This is a genomic window from Oceanobacillus damuensis (assembly GCF_001618145.1).
In the GTDB taxonomy this organism is placed as follows: Bacteria; Bacillota; Bacilli; order Bacillales; family Amphibacillaceae; genus Oceanobacillus; species Oceanobacillus damuensis.
The window spans coordinates 1-19,930 of record NZ_LQNF01000042.1 but is presented as its reverse complement, the minus strand read 5'-3'; the positions used below and the strand labels follow the sequence as shown (position 1 = coordinate 19,930).

Genomic DNA, 19,930 nt, shown 5'->3' with positions numbered 1-19,930 from the left:
AGGTAACTTGATGTGGAAGAAATTTTAAAACAGCTTCAGGATGGAACACTAAGTGTGGCGGAAGCAAAAGAACGACTGGCTACATATGAGAACCTGGGGTTTGCTAAAGTGGATCATCATCGGAAAAAACGTCAAGGGTTTCCTGAAATTATATATGGAGAAGGCAAGTCTCCGGAACAAATCACAGCTATTATTGAGGCAATAAAAGCGAAAAATAATGATGTTTTAGTGACTCGCATCAATAAAGAAAAAGCAGAAGCAATCCTAATGCAGCATTCCGAGTTAACCTATAATGAAACTGCCCAAATTCTTTACTGGAAGCAACAAACCAAATCTGCTGATGAAGCTAACGGTTATATTGCAGTGGTTTGTGCCGGCACTTCTGATTTGCGAGTAGCGGAGGAAGCGGCTGTGACAGCAGAAGTTCTGGGAAGTAATGTTCACCGTATTTATGATGTTGGTGTTGCAGGAATCCATCGCCTGCTGGATAACCTGGAAGAGATCCAACAGGCTACAGCTTCCATTGTCGTCGCAGGGATGGAAGGAGCACTTCCAAGTGTGGTTGGCGGCCTTGTTTCCCATCCGGTTATCGCTGTTCCTACCAGTGTAGGATACGGTGCTAACTTTAACGGCTTAGCTGCATTGCTGACAATGCTGAATTCCTGTGCATCTGGAGTGAGTGTGGTAAACATTGACAACGGTTTTGGCGGAGCCTATAATGCCGTAATAATTGATCGGCTTGCAAATAAACAGTAGTTCTTGGCGGATAAGGCACTCGCTTAGGGTATGTCAAATGCAGCGTTCTAAAGGAGAGTTTGTAGAAATGGAATCCTATCGTCCTCCAAACGAAGAGCATATAGATGATCAGATGGTGAAGATGGAAGTTAATCTTGATGACATATCCGGCGAGTGGCTTGGTTATGTGATGGATGTACTGTTTGACGCCGGGGCAAATGATGTCTTTTATACACCGATCTATATGAAAAAGAACAGACCCGGTGTATTGCTCCAATTACTTTGCAGAAAAGAAGCAATCAGCGAGATGAAAGAAATCTTGCTGAAAGAAACGACAACACTAGGCATTCGGTATTATCCACTGACCGTACATCGAATGGAGAGGGAATTCATTCAGGTGGAAACAAAATGGGGACCCATTACCGTTAAACAAGGGATTGCAAACGGAGAGGTTTTCCAAAGCTCACCTGAATATGAAGAATGCAGAAAAATAGCCCAAGAACAGAATGTGCCACTGAAAAAGGTCTATGAGGAAGTGTGGAAACACGTCGGTAAGTAGATTTTAATTAGGTGATGTATATCTTTATTGTACGAAAGTGGAAAGCGACGACTAGATACAGGCTTGAATTATAATTGGCTATTATTCAAGCCTGTTTTTTTATGTATCAATATATTGGTAATTTTAATTTTTAACTGAATAAATCACTTGATAAATTAAACGCTTACACATATGATGTATGTAAAAATATAATTTGTTTGATATACAAACTATCACTTTTCTATTGAGTAAGAGTTACATAATATTAATTGATTGATGTAAGGAGATAATCATGAGAATCAACGGTATTTATAATTATCTTTATATTTTTTATTCCGCCGTTTTCCTGCTGCATATTTTTAATATTTTTATAGAAAGTGAACGTTTGAATTTTATCATTGGTATATTGGCAGTTATCATGCTAATTGTATCATTTAAGAGAGCTTCCTCACTTTTTAAAACACTTGGAAGTGCATTTATAGGAATAGGAGCTCTGGCATTTCTGACAACAGGACAACCAATAAGTACAATACCGGAATTGCTAACATCCAACATGTCTCTTTTAACCCTTCTGACTATGTTGCCATGGATGAATAGTGTCGTTAGAAGTGGGAGGTTCGACCGTACTTTAAATAACCTGTTGAATGTGAACGCTTCGGATTTGGGTAAGCTTTATCCCCGCAGCTCTATAACGACGTTGACGCTTGCTGCATTTTTAAATTTATCGGCAGCATCCATCTCTCAGGATGTGTTAAAAAATAATTTAAGCCAATTAAACAAAAAAGTACGGGATTCGTTCATCGGTACAGCAACATTAAGAGGCTATTCCTTGGCGCTCATATGGAGTCCCCTGGAAATTTTGCTGGCCGTATCGATTTTTACTACAGGAGTCGACTATGTTTCTTTACTGCCATGGCTTTTACTGATAGCCTTTCTTACATTTGTGCTCGATTCAGTATGGGGCCGGTTTCATTATAAAAAATATACTTATGACAATGCTGTAAAAGTCAATCTGGATATGATGAAATTGATGAAGAAAATGTTGCATTTGCTGGCAGCGCTCGTATTGTTTTTGACAACTGTCATCGTACTGGGAAATCTTTTGGGTCTCGATTTTATTTTTACGGTTACAATTCTTATTTTTCCCTTTGCTCTTGTTTGGTCGATTATTATGAATCGCCTGCGAAGTTTTTGGACAATTGGCTGGAAAACATGGAAACAAAGTACAAATTCCATGCAGAATTTTGTAGTATTGTTTCTTTCATTGGCGTTTTTTGCAAACAGTATTGATGGCACCTCATTTTTAGATTTTATTCAGCGGCCGTTACTATTCTTTTCTGATTATCCAATGATCATATTTATCTTTATCCAATTGACTTTTATATTTTTAAGTATGTTCGGTGTTCACCCGATAGCGACAATTGGGATTCTTACTGGTATGATAACGACTCTATTGGAATATATGAACCCTATCAGTCTTGCAATTGTTTTAACAACTAGTGCAGTTGCAACATTGACAGTTGGATCATATGGGTTGGTTGTCCAATTAACATCAATTAACACGGGGCAAAATCCATATCGATTAACACTGAATAATTTGCCATACGCCCTCGTTTTCGGGGCCATAGGTTCGACCGTAGCATATTTTCTGCTATAAGAAAGCCTTGCATTTCAAGAAGCTTGGAAATGTCGTTACTCGTCCTGTGAGAAAAATTTGTGACGCAATATATGTAAACTGCGACGTAATTTAGATTTATTTCCGGAAATATGTGCGCATCTGTTGCCGTCCGGGATCGCTCTGGGCGGATGCTTTCCGCGGGCACGGCCTCAGCCCCGAAGAGAAAACCACTCTTCTGGTCTTCGGACACGTGCTTTTCCCGCAGGACAAGGAAGGCTTCGTCAGCTTTCACATCGCACGAAGAAAATTGGTTTTTAGTTTCGAGGAGTCACCGCCCGCCGCTCACTCGGACTGGTGAAGCTGTATAATTAGATTTTGTTATTAAGGCTGCAGTTTATTAGCAGCAAACTTAACCAGCTCGGGGAAATACACGGAGACTCCTACGGGAAGAGAGGCATAGGTGAGACACTGAAATGCGTAGCATGAAGGGGCTCACCAGCCACCCGTGGAAAGCGCAGTGTATTTCCCCGAGCGGTAGCCGAAGTAACTCGCTTCCATTATCCGTGCCAACGTTCTAACACAAATAGTAGTTACGTCGCATTTTATATCAACTTCGACGATAATAAAGCAACAAATCTTTTAAAAAGAATCATAGGAAAAGGAGTGTTTAAGATGCGTAAGGTAAGATGGGGGATTTTGAGCACGGCAAAGATTGCGCAGAAAGAATTGATACCTGCTTTCCTTCGGGCTGCGAATGCCGAGGTGAAAGCGATCGCAACAAGCGGAAGAATTGAAAAGGCCAAGGAAGTAGCAGAGAATTTCGATATCGAAAAAACATATGACAGTTATGAGGGTTTACTGGAAGATGCCGAAATTGAAGCCGTTTATATACCATTACCAAATCACCTTCATAAGGAGTGGGTAATCAAAGCTGCCAGGAAAGGAAAGCATATTTTATGTGAGAAACCTGCAGCCTTGAACACGGAAGAAGTGCTTGAAATGAAGAAAGTATGTGAGGATGAGAAAGTATTGTTTATGGAAGGATTCATGTATCACTTTCATCCACAACATAAGCGAGTGCAGGAAATAATTGAATCCCGCGAAATCGGTGAAGTCAGATTCATGCGAGCATCCTTCTCATTTAATCTTGCTCAGAAGGAAAACAGTATAAAGATGAATGCAAAGGGTGGCGGCAGCATTTATGATGTCGGATGCTATGGTATTCACTCCATCAGAAATATTCTTGGGGCAGAGCCGGAATCGCTGCAGGTTCATGCTGTAAAAGATTCTGATTATCAGGTAGACACGGATGTGATTGCCTATTTAATGTTTCCTGACAATGTAAGAGCGACATTCGATGTAAGTTTTGGAATGGCAAGAAGAAGTGAGTATGAAGTAATTGGCACAGAAGGACGAATCATAGTACCAAGGGCATACCGACCGGATTGGTTTGGCGGTGACGGGTTAGTTATTGTCGAAAAAGAAAATGTTTCACGCACAGAAACCATTCAAGGCGATCAATATCGTAATGAAGTCGAATCAATCTCAAATGTTGTCATAAATGGTTATTTACCAGAAGAATTAGAGCATCATTTTAGTAACACGGTTGATAACCATCGAGTGATGGATGCTTGCTTTAATTCGATGAACACTGGGAAAATAGTACCTGTAGTATGATGCATATTTTTTAGAGCAGATTTTTTAGGTTTGCTCTAAAAAAAAGCTTGAATTATAAAGCGCTTGCAATTATAATAAAAGTCAGTAAATATATTAGTTTGTTTAATGAACAAAATATAATTGCTGCAAGGGGATATTTTTTAAAAAAAGGGGAGGTTTTTTGATTGAAAAAGAAAACGTTATCATTGTTGGCGATATTATTATTTGTAGGAGTGGTTTTGGCTGCTTGTGGCGGGGAAGATGAGAATGATACAGATGGGGCTTCTGATAGTGAAGAAACTGTTACACTCCGTCTAGCAGAGAATCATCCCGAAGATTACCCAACAACTATTGGAGATAAGGAATTTGCAAGACTTGTAGAAGAAAAAACAGATGGTCGTTATGAAATTGAAGTATATTCTGGTGGGCAGCTCGGAGAAGAGTCTGAGGTTCTGGAGCAGCTGCAATTGGGAACAATTGAATTAGCTAGGGTTAATGCAATACCTCTAACACAGTTTTCTGATCAAATCGGTGTATTATCCATGCCTTACTTATTTGAAGATGAAGACAAAAAATGGGAAAAGTTAAATGGTGAAGTTGGACAAGAACTACTGGGAACATTGGATGGTTCAGGATTAAAAGGATTGGCATTCTATGATTCTGGTGAAAGAAGTTTTTATAACTCCGTTCGCCCAGTTTCAACTCCTGAAGATATGAAAGGCCTGCAAATTCGAGTGCAGTCATCAGACTTGGCAATCGCTATTGTTGAATCTTTAGGTGCTTCTGCTACCCCTATGGAATATGGTGAAGTGTATTCTGCGTTGCAAACAGGTGTGATTGACGGTGCTGAAAATAATTTCCCAAGTTACTATACTGCAGGACATTATGAAGTAACACCATATTTCACTGTGAATGGTTATCAAGGAACACCAGAAGTATTGTTGGCATCCGAAAGTATATGGGATGATTTAAGCGAAGAAGACAAACAAGCATTTAGTGAAGCAGCGATGGAATCAGTAGAAGTTCAACGTGAAGCATGGGCAGAACTGACAGAAGAAGCTCGGGAAGCTGTTGTAGAAGCTGGAAGTGAGCTGACAGAAGTAGATGATATTTCCGAATGGAGAGAAGCTGTACAACCTGTATATGATGAGTTTGGGGAACAATATGCAGATTGGATTGAGAAGTTAACAGAATAATTTACCCTGGGAGGAGTGAGAGAAGGCGTTTTCTCACTTCTCCTATTAATTAAGGAGTGGTAAACAGGATGAAAGTTTTTCAGACGATTACGGACATACTGAACCGGATACTTTTAGTAGCTTCTTTATCCATACTCGCAGTTATGGTCCTTGTAATAATTTATCAGGTTTTCTCCCGTCAAATCCTCGGTTCGGCTCCCGCATGGAGTGAGGAAGTATCGCGCTTACTGTTTGTATGGGTCAGTTTTCTGGGCATCGCCTATGGTTTTAGAGAAAAACTTCATATTGGTGTAGGAGTTTTAATTGATAGGTTGCCAAAGAATGTTCAGAATATATTTGATTATTTCGCAAAAGTACTTGTCATAGGGCTTGGATGTATCCTGTTTTATTATGGATGGCAATTTACTGTGTTAACCAGCAGCTCAACAATGCCTGCGACCGGTATGCCTTCCAGTGTCCTCTATGCGTCTATACCTGTATCCGGATTTTTTGTAGTGCTAAATGGTGTTGAATTGCTTTTTAGAAAAGGAATGCATCAAGATCTAGAAGATGTAAGTGAGGTGTAAGAATAATGGAAGTATGGATTTTATTGGGGAGTTTTTTGCTGCTTATCATATGCAGAGTACCTATAGCACTTACACTTATATTATCTTCCCTCGCTACAGGTATATACATGGGCATTGATTTATCTGCGATTATCCAGCGAATGGTGGCTGGCCTGAACTCTTTTTCTCTATTAGCAATCCCATTCTTTATAATTGCAGGTGAAATAATGAACGAAGGCGGGATTTCCCGAAGATTAATCAATCTGGCAAATGTCCTGATTGGGAAAATCAGAGGGGGATTAGCCATGGTTAATGTATTAGCCAGTACGTTTTTTGGAGGTATCTCCGGGTCGGCTATCGCTGATACGTCTTCTGTTGGTTCGGTTATGATACCGATGATGAAAAAACAAGGCTATGATTCCCAATTTGCTGTTGGTGTTACGGTCTCGAGCTCTGCACAGGGGGTTCTGATTCCGCCGAGTCACAATATGATTATTTACTCTACCGCTGCTGGTGGAGTTTCAATTGGTGCGCTGTTTATAGGAGGACTTCTACCAGGAATACTACTTGGTGCCGCTTTAATGGTTATCACCTATATCCTTGCGGTGAAAAGAAAGTACCCTGTCGGCGAACCTGTTAAAAAAGAAGATATTCCAAGAATTGTGTGGGAAGGTTTATTAGGTTTATTCACTGTTGTGATCATTCTTGGAGGAATCTTAAGTGGTTTCTTTACTGTTACGGAATCTGCAGCAATAGGGACACTGTATGCTTTTATCATAACTTTCCTGGTGTACAGGGATATCAATATAACTAGAATGGGTGTTATTTTACAAAGGTCCTTTAAAACACTCTCGATGGTTCTGTTTTTAATTGCTGCTTCATCTGCTTTCGGTTGGCTGCTGACGCTTCTGAAAGTTCCTGCGATGGTATCCAATGCACTAATCACTATTTCTCCTAATGATGCGATAACTATTTTGTTGATAGTAATTATCTTATTGCTGTTGGGAATGATTATGGACATGGCACCACTTATATTAATCGCAACTCCGATTCTGCTGCCGGTTGCAATCAATGTAGGAATGGATCCGGTCCACTTTGGAGTGTTATTGATTTTATGTCTTGCCATTGGCTTGATTACACCACCGGTTGGAACGGTACTCTTTGTAGGTTCGGCAATTGGTAAAATTTCAATTGAGAAAGCTACAAAAGGCTTGCTCCCGTTCTATGCAGTCATGATTTTGATGGTGCTTGTTGTCGCATTTGTTCCTGGCTTAATTTTATGGCTTCCAGAGATACTGGGACAATAAAGTACCGTTGTATACATTTCTATCCGTTTGAAAGCTTTGGAATTTTAAAGTGAGTACTTGACATAGTGCCCTTTACTATCCAAGGCTTTTTTTATTTATGTCAATCTGCCAATGTTAAGTTTATTGCCAATGAAAGAAAATGTTATTATTTAGTATAATGGAGCTATCAAAATAAGTACTGGGAGGTTACGATATGAATCAAATAAGAAATCTGACCAAAGCAGATTATGAAGAAATCTTTGCGTTGTCCCAATTTGCCTTTCAATACATGCTTTCGGATGAAGAGCTTGTCAAAAAGAAAGAGGAAGCGGAGCGGCATATAATCTGGGGCTGGATGGAAAATGGGAAACTAGCTGCTAAAGCCCATCTGATTCCATTATCAGTGAATATTAACGGAAAGACCTTTGAAATGGGAGGGCTCAGCGCGGTTTCCACCTGGCCGGAATACCGTAGAAGTGGAATGGTGAAGCAGCTTCTCTCACATGGATTAAAACATATGAAAGAAAATGGTCAGCTGCTTTCTTATTTACATCCATTTTCCGTCCCCTTCTACCGAAAATTTGGCTGGGAAATTGCATTTAGTGAGAAACAGTATACAATACCGATGGATAAACTGAAAGGAACTTGGTCAGCAGATGGATATGTAAGAAGAATCGAGTCGGACATTGAGCTTTTAAATGGCATTTATAGGACGTTCGCCATGAACTATAATGGTATGCTTATGCGTGACGAAAAATGGTGGGAGCAGCGTGTTTTGGCAAAAAAAAGCATGGTGGCGGTTTGTTATGATCAGCACAATCAAACAGAAGGATATCTGATCTATAGTGTGAAACATAATGTGCTGGAAGTGGAAGAGCTTATCTATAACTCGTTAAATGGCTGGAAACTGCTTTTGGAGTTCATTGCTAATCATGACTCGATGGCTAAAGAAGTAAAAATGACCGTGCCGGAAGATGATAATCTGCCTTTATTGGTCGATGAACCTAGATTCAAACAGGAAACCTCTCCATACTTTATGGCACGAATTGTGGACGTGTTGGCATTCTTAAAAGAATTTCCTTTTGAACCAGCTCCAAACACATCGATCTCCATTCATATCGAAGATTCTTTTCTGCCGGAGAATAATGGTTTATATCAAATTCATCAAACAGAAGAAAGTAGTGCCGTATCTTATCAGGATGGAACAGCAAAAGACAATGGTGGAGTCAATTGTACCGTTCAGCAACTGACAGTAATGTTGCTTGGATATAAGCGACCAATGGAATTGTACAAAGCTGGCCTTATTCAGGGCGATTTGTATTCTGTAGAGGTATTGGAAAAGCTTATCCCCATAAAGCAAACATATTTCCCGGATTTTTTCTAATAGGACTTATAGCTTGTTGTCATGAGAAAATACAAAATTCATAGTATTTCCCTAAATTCTAAGTTAAAATTAAGGCAATAGGGTAAGAAGAAAAGGGATGTAGCATATGACATATCGTATTCATTTATTCAGAATCCTCACTTCAATGGAGGACAATTTATTCCGAATCAAAAAAACGGAACGGATTCAAAACTTGTGGAAAGTTAGTATCATACTTGCTCTGACGTCAGTAATTGTATATTTATTGATGGCATTTCTCGGGTTAGGTTCAGAGGGTATATCGAGTAATGCGGTTTCATTGTCCCAGCCAGCTTATGAAACTAGTAAGCTATGGTTTGTTTTAGGGCGGATGCTATATGCTTTACTATTTGCCGCGTTTATTTTGTTTGTACCTAGTCTGTTATTTTACCTTTTAACCGGGATACCATATAAAAAGCTTGTTATCATGCAGCAGGTTGTGCTGGCAGTCATGCTGGTGGAACGGGTGCTGTGGATACCACTTGTTATCTTTGCCGGTTTGAATTGGCAGGTATCTCCTATATCCTTTGGAATTATTGCTTCCTACATCACGGAAACGCCATGGATCATTTACTTTTTCGGAGCAATAACGTTATTTCAATTATGGATTATCTGGTTTCAGGTAAAGTATCTTTCAACTTTCTCGGAAATGAAAAAGTATGTGATCTGGATTAATGTAGTTTTATTGCATTTCCTTGGCTGGTGTCTCGCCGCACTTACCGCTTTTACAGATTCATACATATTAGGTGGGTGGTTTGGATGATGCAGAGGAGAATAATCCAGCTGCTTATGCTTGTTTTTATTGGTGCAAACTTTCTGCTTGTATACCTTGATGATGAAGGAAAAGTTGAAAGGACTGCATATATCAATCATTGGTCGGAAAGCTTTGAGACGGATATGGCAGAGCGTCTCTACAAGCCGGGTGTACTGACATCGACCGGTGAGGAACAAGTTTATTTTGACCAGAGTCTGGGAAGTTTTCAAGAATTCCTTGTTGAAGAAGGCGATACGGTAAATGCCGGAGATCCGCTTTACAGCTATCTTGTTCACGATTATTTTGAGACCGAAGCAAGTTTAATAAATCAGACTGACCAAATAAATGGCGAGATTTCAGCGATCGAAACAGCAATATCTCAAATTGAAATGTACCAGCTCCCTATGTCGATAACAGACATACCTAATACCTTCACGCTGACAGATGAGCAGCTTGAGTTGGAATTCCCCCAAACATCGATTGATGCTGAATGGATGAGGGAGCAATATTTGACAGAAAAGCAAAAAGAATTGTCGCAAAAAAGAGTGCAGCTTGAGACGCTCGAAAGACAACTTACTGAACTCCAGCTTTCTGGTGATACGATAACAGTGGAAAGTCCATATACCGGAACAGTAAGTAATATAAAAGACACGCTGGATAATCCGGTCATCACGATTCAAAATGCTGAACTGCATGTGATCGGTGAACTGACTGAAAACGAGCGTACCAAAGTTCAGGAAGGACAAGCCGCGGAAATTGATGTTCTTGAAATGAGTGTCAATATGGAAGGGGCAGTTCAAGAAGTAAGTAAATTGCCCAATTCTATCAAAATCAAAGGTGAAAGTATTTACCCTTTCCAAATCGCTTTAGATGAGGACACCGAAATAGAAGGACTGCTTCCCGGTTTTCATGTCGATGTTGCGATAACGATGGAAGAATCCATCGGGGCGACAGCACTTTTCGAGGAAGCCGTTTTCAATGATGCTGTCTGGAAAATGACCCATGAAGGAAAGCTCATCAGGCAAAATATCAGCACCGGAATTTATATGGACAGCATGGTAGAGATTGTGGAAGGTGCAGAACCTGGGGACTGGGTTGCTGTGGATCCACCAAGTTTATTCCACGATGGGGCGAATTTCATTACGCCATTACAATGGAAGGAAATTACAAAAGATTCCTTTTCCGTTTCGGATAATACTTGGGCAGAAAGCTTTGTGACAGGTATATTGTCGAGATAGGAAGCAGGCCTGGAATACTCCAGGCCTGTTCCATGATCAAATATTGGCCGCTTTATGAATGTCTGCGTCTTCCCTGATTTCTTTTCTGTGATACATCACATTGACGATAGCGCCAATCAAAAGAATGATGCCTGTTAGAAAGAACCAGATCATTAGTACAATAATCCCGCCGAGACTCCCATAAGTAGCGGAGTAATTTCCGAAATTACTTATATAAATGGAAAATCCGATTGAAATGACCTGCCATAGAATACTGGCGGTCAATGCTCCCGGTATAATATGCTTGAAAGGGATTTTCTTATTCGGTGCGAAGTGATACAGAACCATTAATAGTGCCGTAATCACGAGAATACTGATTACATACCTGAGTATTTGCAGTAAGATACTCATCTCTGAACCTATTCCCAGCAGTGATGCAATAAATCCGAGAATTACATCTCCGAATACAGGGAGCAAAATAGCTGTCACAACGGCCAGAATCATGCTGATCGTTAAGCCGAAAGCAATCAGGCGTGTGACAATGAATGAACGTGTTTCTTCCACATCATACGCTTCATTCGACGCTTTAATAAAAGCATTAATTCCGTTTGAGGCGGACCATAGGGCACCGATTATACCGACAGTAAGCAAGCCGCCCCTTGGAGTTTCAACAAGACTGACAATATTGTCCTCGAACACGGAAGCTAGTTCTCCAGGTACAATGGAAGTAATAAAACGCATCGCATCTTCTGGGCTTATGTTAAAGTAAGGAATGATTGCAAATGCTACAATAAGTAAAGGAAAGATTGCCAGCAGAAAATAATATGCCAGTGAGGCCGCGAGTAATGTTACATTATTATCTTTGAATCTTTCCATGAAATTTTGGGAAAATCGTTTAAATTTAGTCATTGTATACCTCCACCATGATATTAATATACCTTTTCTATACCCGCGGATAATGCGAATCAATCTTTTTGGTTGAGAAAACAGAAAACGTTTTATTTATCAAGGCTAGTGGTATAATATTTCAAAAGGGAGGGATTTTACATATGGAAATAATATATGTGGGCATTCTACTTTGTTCGATTGCGTTTGCCATTGTAGTTATCTATCTATCCTTAGTACTGAACCGCGTTACAAAAACGGTGAAGTCACTCGGTACCTCCATGGGAGAACTGGAAAAGGAACTGGAATATATTACACCGCAACTGACACAAACGGTTCGGGAAAGCGATAAACTTGTAGATGATATAAGCGAAAAGATAAGAGCTACAGACAGCCTGTTTGATTCGGTTGAAGAGATGGGAACTGCAGTCAATTCGCTTAATGAAGTGTATAGTAAAAAAACGAAAGCACTTACCAATGTGGAATTAGAGCAGAAAATGAAGCCCTTTGTCGGAGGAATTACGTGGAGTGAAGCAGCAGTGCAGCTCTACACTAAATGGAAAACGACAAAGCGGGCAGGTAAGAATGAAGTAATGGTACAGAAATCAAAAGGGGTACCTGCAAATACAGGAAGTGAGGGATAGGGATGACTTTAGTTGGGATAGGTGTATTACTGATCGGCATGGCATTCATTATATTAGCAATATTTATTGGACATGCATTGAACAATCTGGCAGGCGTATTAAGTGGAATTGATAAAACAGTACAGCAGCTGCCGAAGCAGTTGGATAATGTTTTTAAAGAAACTGGCAATATGATTAGTGAAAGTAATAATACATTGGTGGATGTGAATGACAAACTTCACCAATTGAGCCCTCTGTTCTATATTGTAGGAGATGTTGGGAATGCTACAAGGAAATTCTCTTCCTCATTAGTGGATGTTACAGATTCCGTAAAAACAAAAACTGATGATGGAAATGATGTGGCAGATAGTAATAAGCTTGGGGGTCTCTATGGTTCATTTGCTTTAGGGTATTACTGGCTGAAAAAACGTCAGGAAATGAAGAAAGCAAAAGGGGAATTCACCGATGGAAACCAATCCTAAAAAAGGGAATGCATCATTGATAGCAAGTGCTGTTGGAGGCGTCACCTTAGGGTGGCTGTTAAAGAACTATGTATCAAAGCAACAGAAACTGGAAGAACATCAATCCGTTCTTCAAAGGATAAAGCAGTTTGAGAAGCGGCTTTATGAAGATGGTCAAAAACGGGCATATGATATTGAAAATATCAAAAGGGAAGTAAAAAGCAGAATAGAGGTATGAAAATCTGATCCCTGCATAGAAGCGGGGATTTTTTCATGCTGACAGGACGTACCGATTTTAGCAGGCCTACCGCTGTTCCGGGCGAGAGTGCTTTAGTATATTTCCGTTGAATAAGTTCCTCATCATTGCAGCAGGGCAGCCGATTAATAAGATCGGCTGCCCTGTCAGTGTTTTATCACATGTTAATTGTATTTCTTTCCTTTTTCATTTCCTTATTCTTCTGGAAGAGAAGATAGCCAAGTGTTAACGCTCCATAAATTCCCTCCAGATTCTTCCTCGTTGTAAAATCGCTTCCGTTCTGAGTATTTACTTTCATCTCATCTACCGCATTCACCATGGATGATGTCAAATGATTGGTCGCTCTGCCAGCGTCTCCCACAATATGAAACAGTGGGCTTAACTCTCTTACCTGATTATTCACCTGGTTTAACGTTTCAACTCCTGTGCCAAGTGTCTGTGTTGTTTGAGATGTGATGTCTTCAACGGTTTTAGGCAATTCATCGGTAGTTTTCTGCAGGCTGCTAAAAACTCCAGCTAAATTATTAAGCGGTTTAATAAGAAAAACGACTAAAGCCATCAATGCAATTCCAATAATGATTAAACCTATTCCTATCCAAATCATCTTAAATGCTCCCTCCCGGTAATGCTGTTTCTTTTTTAATACCACACCAGTAATTTTAATAAACGTTTCCTAAATAGTAGCATACCACAAATGGGTAGTCATAAACCTTCATCTTGTCCCATAAATTGAATAGAAGTACATGTTCAAAAAGCGTCTAAGCAACTTATTTCTTGATAGATATAATTAGCGATTATTTTAAAGGAGTGGATGGAATGGGACGTAAAAAGAAAATAGCCTACTGGTTACTTGGAGCATTCCTATTAGCCTTTCTTATTCAATATCCAATTACAAACAGTGATTTCAATACGAACAATACTTGGTCACTTCCGCTCTCTGGAAAAACAATTGTCATTGACCCTGGACATGGGGGGCCGGACGGTGGAGCCGTAGGAGCGGATGAAACCTTAGAAAAAGATATTGCGCTTGAGGTTGCCAAAATGCTGCAGCATTACCTGCAGCAAAATGGAGCGCTCGTTTATTTGACAAGGGAGGAAGACTCCGACCTCGCAGCTGAGGATACGAAGGGACTATCCAGAAGAAAAGCAGAGGATTTACGCAACCGGCTAGACTTTATTCATGAAAAAAATCCGGATTTATTCTTGACACTGCATTTAAATGCATTACCGTCCTCAAAATGGAGAGGGGCACAAACCTTTTATTATTCAGAATTTGAAGAGAGTAAGCACCTGGCAAAGATGATACAGGAAGAAATTGTCCGCAATATGGAAAATACGAATAGATCGGCGTTGCATATAAATGGGGTGTATTTGCTGAAGCATGCAAAAGTTCCCGGATCACTGGTGGAAATTGGCTTCCTATCGAACGAAGAAGAAAGAGAATTGCTTAAACAGGAGGCGTATCAGAGAAGAATGGCAGCCAGTATATACGAAGGGATATTACGATACTTCACAGAAGATGTAAAAGAGGAGGAGTGAAAACGTCACCATAGTGCATATTACTTAGAATTTATATCATTTATGTTATACTAGCATTCAGAGTATAAACATAAGGGGATGGTGACTTACAATGCTAACACAAGAGGAAGTTGTTCAACTGCTCAATCCAGTTAAAGATCCTTTTTTACATACAACACTTGAAAATACCGGTGGGATTACGAGTGTGACCATTAAAGAAGACAAGAGGCATGTCAGTGTCAAAATTGCCATATCCAAGACGAATACTGCGGAACAAATGGAGCTTCAGCAGGAAATCGTAGGTATTTTAAAGAAAAACGGTGCAAATACCGTCGGGTTACGTTTTGAACAGCTGCCTGATGAGGTTATCCAAAAATATCAGCCTGCAGCGGAAAAGGCAAAGGCAGAAGCTTTAGTGAGCGGGAATTCAGATACTAAGTTTATTGCAGTTGCCAGCGGAAAAGGCGGCGTTGGAAAATCAACGGTAACCGTAAACCTTGCATTATCACTGATGCGGCTTGGTAAAAAAGTCGGGATTATAGATGCTGATATCTACGGGTTTAGTGTACCTGATATGATGGGTGTGGAAAAACGTCCGATCGTGCGCGGTGAAAAAATCATTCCGGTAGAGCGCTTTGGTGTACAAGTTATATCGATGGGCTTTTTTGTTGAAGATAACTCACCGATAATATGGCGTGGTCCAATGCTTGGTAAAATGATTAACAGCTTCTTTTCGGAAGTGGAATGGGGCGATTTGGACTACTTGCTCCTGGATCTGCCACCAGGTACTGGGGATATCGCTATGGATGTGCATGAATTGCTGCCTACATGTAAAGAGATCATTGTAACGACTCCACATCCTACCGCAGCATTTGTAGCGGCAAGAGCTGGGCAAATGGCTTTAAAGACTGACCATGAAATTTTAGGTGTGATCGAAAACATGGCCTACTTTGAAAGCAAAATAACAGGGGAGAAAGAATATGTGTTTGGAGAAGGCGGTGGCCAAAAACTTGCAGATGTACTAAAAACAAAAGTACTTGGTCAATTGCCGCTCCAACAACCGTACGAAGAAGAGGATGTATTTGCGCCTTCTGTATATCAGGAAGACCATCCAAATGGAAAAGAGTTCCACAAAATTGCGGCCAAGATAATCGCAAAATTGGAAGAATAAAGAAGAGGGCGTCCGATTAAGGAGGCCCTCTCTATATATGTGTGGCGAGGTAATGGATATTCTGATGTGCCTCAAGATATTGAAGGGTACTATGGCCCGTCACTACCATCAAAATAGCTGCTGCCTTATCCAGAACCTTCACCGCCACCGCCTTCACCGCCGCCACCAGAACCACCGCCAGAGCCACCGCCGCCGGACTCTCCGCCACCGGAACCACCACCGCCACCTTGCTCTCCTTTACTTTGCTCTTCAGCAGCTTTCAGCAATATTTCCTGAATTTTTGCCTGAAATAAAGGAGTTTCCAATGTCTCGGTGATTGTTTTCTCAAGATGCTCACGGAATTGCTGGCTTTTAAGCAGGCTCAGCATCTGATCCGTTATTTCGGGATTTTTCATTAGCTCGAGCATTTGCTTTTGGTATTCGGCATCATTCATCAGTTCTTTCATTAACTTCTTTTGTTCTTCAGACATCGATTTTGCATAACCCTCGACAAATTTCGGGTCTTCAAACAGAGTCGTCCACATTTCCTTGCCTTTTTCTGAAACAAGTGTTTCATTAATCGAAGCTTTCACTACATCGGATTGAATCACAAGTTCCTGTTTTAGCTTCTCGTCAGCCATTACTTCCGTTAAGGCTTTTTTTCCATCTTCTGTCTGTAATATATCAACAACCATTTTTTTTGTTGTTTCATAATCTCCTTCCTTGCCGGTAGTGGCCTCGCCAGTGCAGGCCCCCAGCAAGCTGAAGGATATTCCAAGGAGTGTAATCAATACAATTCGTATCATTAAAATTGTGCCTCCTTCCTATATCCTTTAATATGAGTGACAAATTTATAAAATATTCACTTCTCATGGGAAAATAAAAGTTCTTCATGATAAAATACGGTAAGAAAAGCTATTATGTTTATTGCTGAAGATTTTTAGGGGGATATCATATTGACTAGTCGTAAATTGGTTAATTTTTTATTTAAAACGTTTGTAATCGGTGGAGTCGCTGGTCTTCTTATTAGCTTCTTTGTTAAATATGAAGATTATGCCACCTATTTAAGTCCATTTGATTTTATCGAAGTGGTGGGGATTGTTTTATTTTTTGTCGGTCTTGGCTTAACGTTCAGTGTAGTTAGTATGACAGGTTTCTTTGCATATTTATTTATTCACCGGATGGGTTTAAGTCTCTTCAAATCATTTTGGCCAACAGTTCAGGTATTGCTCATCGCATTTGTACTATTTGACTTGGTTTATTTCCCATACCAGGCAACTGCTGGTGAAGTGTCTGTATTTTGGTATATCCTGATGGCGGCCGGTTTACTGGGAATTGGCTGGATTGTTGCGAAAAGAAAAGCAAAAGAAACTAATCGCCATGCATTCATTCCGGCTTTATTCTTTATGGTTGTAATTACTGCTGTGGAGTGGGTGCCTGGATTGCAGGTTCAAGGTACGGATTATGCCTGGTTGATGATTGCACCATTGCTTGCTTGTAATATTTATCAGCTCCTTACGTTACATCGGATTACGAAAAGTGATGAAGTCACGCACACGGATAAAGATTCAAAAAACGGAAAGAAAGCTTCTAATAAACAAGCCGGTATAAGCAAAGCGTAAAAACCTCTGGCCCATGCTGGCCAGAGGTTTTTTAGCAGATAGGAAAGAATAAACTTACCAACCTGCATAAGTGCAACTAAGGCTGCCACCGAAAGGCTTGGTGACAGCCAAGTTTTCTAATAAGTAAAGAAAGTATAAATTTTGGCAGCAATTAATTCCACACATAAACAGCCACGTCCAGCTCCGGTTCCTAGAAACTCCTGTCATAAGCAATGGACATTCCAAGCGCCAAAATCATGCGCTTTCCAGTCCCTTGCTTATGCATGTGTTTCTGAACAGTCACCTCCGCTTTTGATCGTCCAGCTCCAGCGCCCAGGGACTAGCTAGACTTCCTTCACCTCCGTACGATAAGTCAACATCGACTCCCTACGGTCGTCGTGTTTCCTTTATCTCCTACGTAGGAATGTTCAACAAGTTGAACCACCCCAAAGATCGGGGCGCAGTCCGTACGTCCCTAAACGGGCGCTTGCGCTTTTGTTCTATGAACTCATTAGTAATTTGAATTTCATATTAAGACTCCTTATGTAGGGTAGGTAGATCTGGTCAAATCCCAAATTATAAGGAGATAATGATAATGTAATATGCAGGGTGTTTTTTAATGTTTTTATATAATGGTATGAGCTGCTTTGGCGTTCTAATCAACAATTTTGGTTTCTGCGTGTACTTGATTAATAAGTTCTGAAATGCTGACAAGCTGGAACCCTTTGTTTTTTAATCCAGGTAAAATGGTTTCTAATGCAGAAGCAGTTTGTTTTGCAGCATCAGATGCATGCATTAAAATGATATCTCCGTTATCCGTGTTCTTCATCACTGTGTCTACGATTGCAGAAGTTCCCGGATTTTCCCAATCATTCGGATTTATGTTCCAATGTATTACTTCATAATTAAGACTTTCAGCAAGTTCGATGATCTCATCGTTAAAGTGACCGCTCGGTGTCCGAAGCAAATTGACATCCTCATAACCGAGTTTTTTAAAAATGTCCTTCGCGTACAGTAAATCTTTTCTTACCTGATCGATTTCCTGGTCGAGATAACTTTTGTACCGATATCCGAGCATTCCCAGTTCATGCTTTCCTTCAGAGATTTTTTCCAATATCCCAGGATGGCGCTCTGCCCATTCCCCACTCACGAAAAACGTGGCCTGAACCTGTTCTTTTTCCAGTATTTCCAAAATCTCCAAAGCTTTCTCTTCACCCCAGCTGATATTAAATGTTAATGCAATATTTGGTTCATCAGCATTTCCTTTAGAGAGTGCCACCGGGCTGTCATTTGAAAAAACGGAAAAAACCATATCCTTCTGGTTCCAAATCAGGAGAGCAGTAAACAATGCAAACAAAATGATTAACCAGCTTTTCCGGCGTTTCATTTCTATAACATAAAAATGGTTCATACATTACCTCCCCATATTCAGTAGTTCTATTCATATATTTATGATGAAGAGACTTAAAATATGAACAAGCTCTCTCAAGAAAATAGGTAGATTAATCATGTTTTTCAAAAAAATAAATAAAACTGGATGAAAAGTTCGGGAATCAGGGAATAGTAATCCTAGTGATTGCCTTCTTGCTATTTGAAAGTCCTTATAGAGGGATTGAATATAACCTGATAACAACCGACAAAATTCGTTATGCGGGACGAATGAATGTGATATACAATTTAAAATTGTATTGTGCATTTGAGGAGAAAAAAGGATGTCACAGAGAAACGGATAGTACCGGTATCAACGTATTATCGTTTTTTTGCTTTCAAATAGGGTGTAAGAGGAACCGAAATATATGAGTGACTTAGAATCGAGAATTTAGAGGTGAGAAGATGTTGGGATTGTTAATCAATGAAATGGAGCAAAAAGAAATTGAGTACTTATTGAAAAGAGAACTTGAAGAGTTATTGATGGATTTGGAAGACAGCAGGATTGACCAAATGGTTAAACGGGCAATGACAGAAAGATACCGAATTCTTTTTCAGCTGCTGCGCCGTGTAGCAAGTGAACAAGATTGCTTGAAATATATGCCGAAACGCAAGGAAAATCGATAAATAGAAGCGTCCCCCATTTCCAATTAACAACAGATGGAATGGGGGATTTTAGTTGTAAGCTTAATTGTTTAAGGTATTTTACAGATCTGCGGAATATATTAAATGTAAATAAATGCAATATAAAAACAAATTTTAATTATTATTTTTCAAAAAACCTATTGTCCTCCAGATTATATTATGGTATATTAAATTCTGTTGTCGCTTAACGAAACAACTTGTTTAAAACAAACAAAAAATATTTCAAAAAAGCTATTGACAATAACTCGAATACATGATACATTAGATTTCGTCGCAAAAAACGACAAAGAAAAATTGATCTTTGAAAACTGAACAAAACAACCAGTATGTTAGGAAAGAAAACACTGTTTTCTTTCAAGCAAGCAACAAACAGAAGCTAGTCTTCTGACTAAGCTAATTCAAACACTTTTATGGAG

General features: G+C 39.8%; 21 protein-coding genes. 17 read left to right on the top strand and 4 right to left on the bottom strand.

Translation table 11 applies throughout. The features are described 5' to 3' along the window. Positions 1–12 precede the first annotated feature (12 nt). The 10 genes from larB to A4245_RS17650 all read left to right on the top strand — a co-directional run bounded on the left by larB (position 13) and on the right by A4245_RS17650 (position 10,968). The gene (gene larB, locus A4245_RS17695; protein ID WP_067730379.1) at positions 13–756 is read left to right on the top strand and encodes a nickel pincer cofactor biosynthesis protein LarB; all 744 of its coding nucleotides are present in this window, start codon (positions 13–15) and stop codon (positions 754–756) included. Between the two features lie 10 nt (positions 757–766). After that, entirely contained in the window at positions 767–1,294 is a 528-nt protein-coding gene (larC2, locus tag A4245_RS17690; RefSeq protein ID WP_324609867.1) for a nickel pincer cofactor biosynthesis protein LarC2, read from the top strand. 271 nt (positions 1,295–1,565) lie between these two features. Next, positions 1,566–2,930, top strand: coding sequence for a hypothetical protein (locus A4245_RS17685; protein ID WP_067730377.1), 1,365 nt, complete (start codon positions 1,566–1,568; stop codon positions 2,928–2,930). Positions 2,931–3,563: 633 nt separating this feature from the next. Continuing rightward, positions 3,564–4,568, top strand: coding sequence for a Gfo/Idh/MocA family protein (locus A4245_RS17680; protein ID WP_067730375.1), 1,005 nt, complete (start codon positions 3,564–3,566; stop codon positions 4,566–4,568). 164 nt (positions 4,569–4,732) lie between these two features. After that, complete coding sequence (locus A4245_RS17675) at positions 4,733–5,743, top strand: TRAP transporter substrate-binding protein (protein WP_067730373.1); 1,011 nt, start codon at positions 4,733–4,735, stop codon at positions 5,741–5,743. Between the two features lie 68 nt (positions 5,744–5,811). Further along, entirely contained in the window at positions 5,812–6,309 is a 498-nt protein-coding gene (locus A4245_RS17670; protein ID WP_067730371.1) for a TRAP transporter small permease, read from the top strand. A gap of 5 nt (positions 6,310–6,314) precedes the next feature. Beyond that, positions 6,315–7,595 (top strand): TRAP transporter large permease, encoded by a 1,281-nt coding sequence (locus A4245_RS17665; protein WP_067730369.1) that lies wholly within the window; start codon positions 6,315–6,317, stop codon positions 7,593–7,595. 193 nt (positions 7,596–7,788) lie between these two features. Continuing rightward, entirely contained in the window at positions 7,789–8,958 is a 1,170-nt protein-coding gene (locus A4245_RS17660; RefSeq protein ID WP_067730367.1) for a GNAT family N-acetyltransferase, read from the top strand. Between the two features lie 106 nt (positions 8,959–9,064). After that, complete coding sequence (locus tag A4245_RS17655; RefSeq protein ID WP_067730363.1) at positions 9,065–9,739, top strand: hypothetical protein; 675 nt, start codon at positions 9,065–9,067, stop codon at positions 9,737–9,739. Beyond that, entirely contained in the window at positions 9,736–10,968 is a 1,233-nt protein-coding gene (locus tag A4245_RS17650; RefSeq protein ID WP_067730362.1) for an efflux RND transporter periplasmic adaptor subunit, read from the top strand. Before A4245_RS17655 ends, A4245_RS17650 begins: the two co-directional genes overlap by 4 nt. A 36-nt stretch (positions 10,969–11,004) precedes the next feature. On the opposite strand, the gene A4245_RS17645 is transcribed toward A4245_RS17650, so the two are convergent. Continuing rightward, the gene (locus A4245_RS17645) at positions 11,005–11,856 is read right to left on the bottom strand and encodes a YihY/virulence factor BrkB family protein (protein WP_067730361.1); all 852 of its coding nucleotides are present in this window, start codon (positions 11,854–11,856) and stop codon (positions 11,005–11,007) included. Positions 11,857–11,996: 140 nt separating this feature from the next. Here A4245_RS17645 and A4245_RS17640 point away from each other — a divergent pair, with 140 nt between their 5' ends. The 3 genes from A4245_RS17640 to A4245_RS17630 are packed head-to-tail and all read left to right on the top strand — an operon-like array spanning position 11,997 to position 13,154. Then, positions 11,997–12,476: a DUF948 domain-containing protein gene (locus A4245_RS17640; protein WP_067730360.1), complete on the top strand. Its 480-nt coding sequence runs from the start codon at positions 11,997–11,999 to the stop codon at positions 12,474–12,476. Between the two features lie 2 nt (positions 12,477–12,478). Further along, entirely contained in the window at positions 12,479–12,937 is a 459-nt protein-coding gene (locus A4245_RS17635; RefSeq protein ID WP_067730359.1) for a DUF948 domain-containing protein, read from the top strand. Further along, the gene (locus A4245_RS17630) at positions 12,921–13,154 is read left to right on the top strand and encodes a hypothetical protein (protein ID WP_067730357.1); all 234 of its coding nucleotides are present in this window, start codon (positions 12,921–12,923) and stop codon (positions 13,152–13,154) included. Before A4245_RS17635 ends, A4245_RS17630 begins: the two co-directional genes overlap by 17 nt. Positions 13,155–13,329: 175 nt before the next feature. Here the strand turns inward: A4245_RS17630 and A4245_RS17625 are convergent, their stop codons facing one another. Then, positions 13,330–13,776, bottom strand: a complete 447-nt coding sequence (locus tag A4245_RS17625) for a DUF948 domain-containing protein (RefSeq protein WP_067730355.1) — start codon at positions 13,774–13,776, stop codon at positions 13,330–13,332. 212 nt (positions 13,777–13,988) lie between these two features. On the opposite strand from A4245_RS17625, the gene cwlD reads away from it, so the two are divergent. Beyond that, positions 13,989–14,711 (top strand): N-acetylmuramoyl-L-alanine amidase CwlD, encoded by a 723-nt coding sequence (gene cwlD, locus A4245_RS17620; protein ID WP_067730353.1) that lies wholly within the window; start codon positions 13,989–13,991, stop codon positions 14,709–14,711. A gap of 91 nt (positions 14,712–14,802) precedes the next feature. Next, complete coding sequence (locus A4245_RS17615; RefSeq protein ID WP_067730351.1) at positions 14,803–15,861, top strand: Mrp/NBP35 family ATP-binding protein; 1,059 nt, start codon at positions 14,803–14,805, stop codon at positions 15,859–15,861. Positions 15,862–15,986: 125 nt separating this feature from the next. Here the strand turns inward: A4245_RS17615 and gerD are convergent, their stop codons facing one another. Beyond that, positions 15,987–16,646 (bottom strand): spore germination lipoprotein GerD, encoded by a 660-nt coding sequence (gene gerD, locus A4245_RS17610; RefSeq protein ID WP_067730349.1) that lies wholly within the window; start codon positions 16,644–16,646, stop codon positions 15,987–15,989. 150 nt (positions 16,647–16,796) lie between these two features. Here gerD and A4245_RS17605 point away from each other — a divergent pair, with 150 nt between their 5' ends. Next, a complete protein-coding gene (locus A4245_RS17605; protein WP_067730348.1) occupies positions 16,797–17,462 on the top strand; it encodes a KinB-signaling pathway activation protein in 666 nt (221 codons plus the stop codon). 634 nt (positions 17,463–18,096) lie between these two features. Here A4245_RS17605 and pdaB read toward each other — a convergent pair. Then, complete coding sequence (pdaB, locus tag A4245_RS17600; RefSeq protein WP_067730347.1) at positions 18,097–18,852, bottom strand: polysaccharide deacetylase family sporulation protein PdaB; 756 nt, start codon at positions 18,850–18,852, stop codon at positions 18,097–18,099. A 422-nt stretch (positions 18,853–19,274) separates the two neighbouring features. Between pdaB and A4245_RS17595 the strand changes: the two genes are divergently transcribed. Beyond that, positions 19,275–19,496 (top strand): hypothetical protein, encoded by a 222-nt coding sequence (locus A4245_RS17595; RefSeq protein WP_067730346.1) that lies wholly within the window; start codon positions 19,275–19,277, stop codon positions 19,494–19,496. The last annotated feature ends 434 nt before the right edge of the window (positions 19,497–19,930 follow it).

Coding starts and splice junctions, on each gene's coding strand:
- A4245_RS17630 (WP_067730357.1), top strand. CDS start 12,921: ATGGAAACCAATCCTAAAAAAGGGAATGCATCATTGATAGCAAGTGCT.
- A4245_RS17670 (WP_067730371.1), top strand. CDS start 5,812: ATGAAAGTTTTTCAGACGATTACGGACATACTGAACCGGATACTTTTA.
- A4245_RS17625 (WP_067730355.1), bottom strand. CDS start 13,776: ATGATTTGGATAGGAATAGGTTTAATCATTATTGGAATTGCATTGATG.
- A4245_RS17685 (WP_067730377.1), top strand. CDS start 1,566: ATGAGAATCAACGGTATTTATAATTATCTTTATATTTTTTATTCCGCC.
- cwlD (WP_067730353.1), top strand. CDS start 13,989: ATGGGACGTAAAAAGAAAATAGCCTACTGGTTACTTGGAGCATTCCTA.
- A4245_RS17650 (WP_067730362.1), top strand. CDS start 9,736: ATGATGCAGAGGAGAATAATCCAGCTGCTTATGCTTGTTTTTATTGGT.
- A4245_RS17680 (WP_067730375.1), top strand. CDS start 3,564: ATGCGTAAGGTAAGATGGGGGATTTTGAGCACGGCAAAGATTGCGCAG.
- A4245_RS17595 (WP_067730346.1), top strand. CDS start 19,275: ATGTTGGGATTGTTAATCAATGAAATGGAGCAAAAAGAAATTGAGTAC.
- A4245_RS17655 (WP_067730363.1), top strand. CDS start 9,065: ATGACATATCGTATTCATTTATTCAGAATCCTCACTTCAATGGAGGAC.
- A4245_RS17615 (WP_067730351.1), top strand. CDS start 14,803: ATGCTAACACAAGAGGAAGTTGTTCAACTGCTCAATCCAGTTAAAGAT.
- gerD (WP_067730349.1), bottom strand. CDS start 16,646: ATGATACGAATTGTATTGATTACACTCCTTGGAATATCCTTCAGCTTG.
- A4245_RS17645 (WP_067730361.1), bottom strand. CDS start 11,856: ATGACTAAATTTAAACGATTTTCCCAAAATTTCATGGAAAGATTCAAA.
- pdaB (WP_067730347.1), bottom strand. CDS start 18,852: ATGAACCATTTTTATGTTATAGAAATGAAACGCCGGAAAAGCTGGTTA.
- A4245_RS17635 (WP_067730359.1), top strand. CDS start 12,479: ATGACTTTAGTTGGGATAGGTGTATTACTGATCGGCATGGCATTCATT.
- A4245_RS17640 (WP_067730360.1), top strand. CDS start 11,997: ATGGAAATAATATATGTGGGCATTCTACTTTGTTCGATTGCGTTTGCC.
- A4245_RS17665 (WP_067730369.1), top strand. CDS start 6,315: ATGGAAGTATGGATTTTATTGGGGAGTTTTTTGCTGCTTATCATATGC.
- A4245_RS17660 (WP_067730367.1), top strand. CDS start 7,789: ATGAATCAAATAAGAAATCTGACCAAAGCAGATTATGAAGAAATCTTT.